Annotated in this window: 4 protein-coding genes; all 4 read left to right on the forward strand. The window is 37.9% G+C overall.

The features are described from left to right. Window positions 1–407, forward strand: a 407-nt coding sequence (locus KJ849_07870) for a retroviral-like aspartic protease family protein (GenBank protein MBU2600474.1), incomplete at its 5' end; no start/stop codon positions are given. Window positions 408–626: 219 nt separating this feature from the next. Beyond that, on the forward strand, window positions 627–896 hold the full coding sequence (locus KJ849_07875; GenBank protein ID MBU2600475.1) for a nucleotidyltransferase domain-containing protein: 270 nt from the start codon (window positions 627–629) through the stop codon (window positions 894–896). Beyond that, complete coding sequence (locus tag KJ849_07880) at window positions 889–1323, forward strand: hypothetical protein (protein ID MBU2600476.1); 435 nt, start codon at window positions 889–891, stop codon at window positions 1321–1323. Before KJ849_07875 ends, KJ849_07880 begins: the two co-directional genes overlap by 8 nt. Window positions 1324–1402: 79 nt before the next feature. Continuing rightward, a partial coding sequence (locus KJ849_07885; protein MBU2600477.1) for a DDE-type integrase/transposase/recombinase occupies window positions 1403–2131 on the forward strand: 729 nt, incomplete at its 3' end.

A 2131-nucleotide genomic window follows, 5' to 3' on the forward strand; every position in this document is an offset into this window, starting at 1 on the left:
AATCTGGCGGTTATGTTGTAATGAAGAGATTTCTATTTAGACCATCTGCACCGATAATAATAGTGAGAGCAATTATTGAAGGAAGAGAAGGGAGTCGACCATTAAAACTGGTTTTCGATACCGGTTCTTCCTACACTATCCTCCCCTGGGAGATAGTTGTAGCCATTGGATACGATCCAGCCATATCAACAAAGAGAACTCAATTAACCACTGCGAGTGGACTTGAAATGGCTCCTGTTATTACTATAAGTAAAGTTATTGCCCTGGGAGAGGAAGTAAAGGATTTAGAAGTTGCTTGTCATGATATACCACCTAATGCTTATGCTGATGGCCTTTTGGGCCTAAACTTCTTGAGAAATTTTAATGTCTTTTTAAAGTTCAAAGAAGGTTTTATCGAAATAGGATGAAAAGTAGCCAGACCTGAGCTAAGGGGGACAACCAAATTGCTGAAGAATTTGGAAGGTTTCATTTTCAAGAAAACGCCTACATTGCTTCCATAAAAAAGCAGAAGAATAACTCAATGACTTAATGACTGAATTATAGTGAGGTGAAGAGATGAGGGTAGTTGTTCAGAATTATGTTGGATATTTTTTTGGGAATAGAGAGAGGTTAGGAGGAGAGATTCTATGATACCAGAATCGGATCTAAAGGCAATAAGAGAATGGGCACAAAAGTATAACATCCGTTCCATCTATCTTTTTGGCTCCAGCCTCCAAGAATCGGGCGAAATTAACGACATAGACCTTGGCATCGAGGGTATCCTCAAGGAGCGTTTTTTTGAACTGACAGGCGAACTTGAGTGGGCGTTGTCAAAAACGGTTGATGTAGTAAACCTTGATTCCAACAATCCCTTTGCCCCAGTTGTTCGCAAATATGGGAGACTCATCTATGACTGAATATGAAGAATACCAGACCGCCGAAAAACAAGCTATGGAGCGAACGCTTGAGCTGCTATCCAAAGGTCTATCACGGGAATCGAAGGAAGAGCTTGACTATGCTGGCATTGCTACATATTTACACAATCTTTACGGAGGAGTTGAAAATATCCTGAAACATACTTTGAAAAATTGTGGAGTTAGAATTACACCATCGGAAACCTGGCATAAGGAACTTCTCATAGGTGCCGTAAAGCACAGGATTGTGAGTGAATCATTAGCAGATCAGCTCAGGGATTACCTAAAATTTCGCCATTTTTTTATCCATGGATATGGCTTCATGTTGGAACCAGAACTTTTGATGCCCTTGGCTGAGAAAGCAAGGCTTGTCTTTGGCCAGTTCTTTGAAGAAATCAAATTATATATCTCTAAACCCAGAAAGGAATAACGATTGGCTCAATAGCTTAATGACTGATTAACTCAATAACTGTTGACTAACGATACGTTAAGGTGTATAATATTAGCGTATGCAAGTAAAACTTCACAAAAAAGCTACTACAACTTTAGCAATAAGAAAAGCAATTAAAGAAAGTTCTCTTTCTGCTTATGCTTTGGCTAAAAAGTATGGCATTAGCCAGACTACTGTCCAGAGGTGGAAGAAGTCAGAAAGCCTTGAAGACAAGCCTTCCCGTCCTCATAAACTCAACACCATTCTAACTCCAGAGCAAGAAGACCTCATCTGCTTTGAAAGAAAACAGTTTAAGAAAACGATAGAGGAGATTTTCTTTACTCTTGAGGATAAAATTCCTACTCTCTATCCTATGAAGATATACCGTTGTCTCAAAAGACATAGTCTTGATGCCTTGCCTTTAGAGTTTGTAAAGATAGAAAGAAAGATCAAGAAATTTAGAAAATATGGTATTGGTTATCTTCATATTGATCTTTTATATGCTCCTAAAATCAATAAAGAAAGAAGCTATATCTATACTGCTATTGACAGAGTAAGCAAGGTTGCTTTTGTAATGCTTGGAAAAAGCAAAACCAAGACTCCTGGAGCTTTCTTCTTAAAACAAGCTTTAAGATTCTATCCATACAAAACAAACTACATCTTAACCGATAATGGCATTGAATTCTCTTACAAGGCTTTACCAAAAGGAAAGAAGACCAAGAAGATTCATCCTTTTGATAATATCTGCCAAGAAAACAAGATTCAACATAGAACCATCAAATTTAAGCATCCTTGGACTAATGGTATG

This window comes from bacterium (genome assembly GCA_018830565.1).
In the GTDB taxonomy this organism is placed as follows: domain Bacteria; phylum UBA9089; class JAHJRX01; order JAHJRX01; family JAHJRX01; genus JAHJRX01.

Bases quoted from the DNA above. Each gene is read 5' to 3' on its own strand.
- KJ849_07875 (MBU2600475.1), top strand. From the start codon at position 627: ATGATACCAGAATCGGATCTAAAGGCAATAAGAGAATGGGCACAAAAG.
- KJ849_07880 (MBU2600476.1), top strand. From the start codon at position 889: ATGACTGAATATGAAGAATACCAGACCGCCGAAAAACAAGCTATGGAG.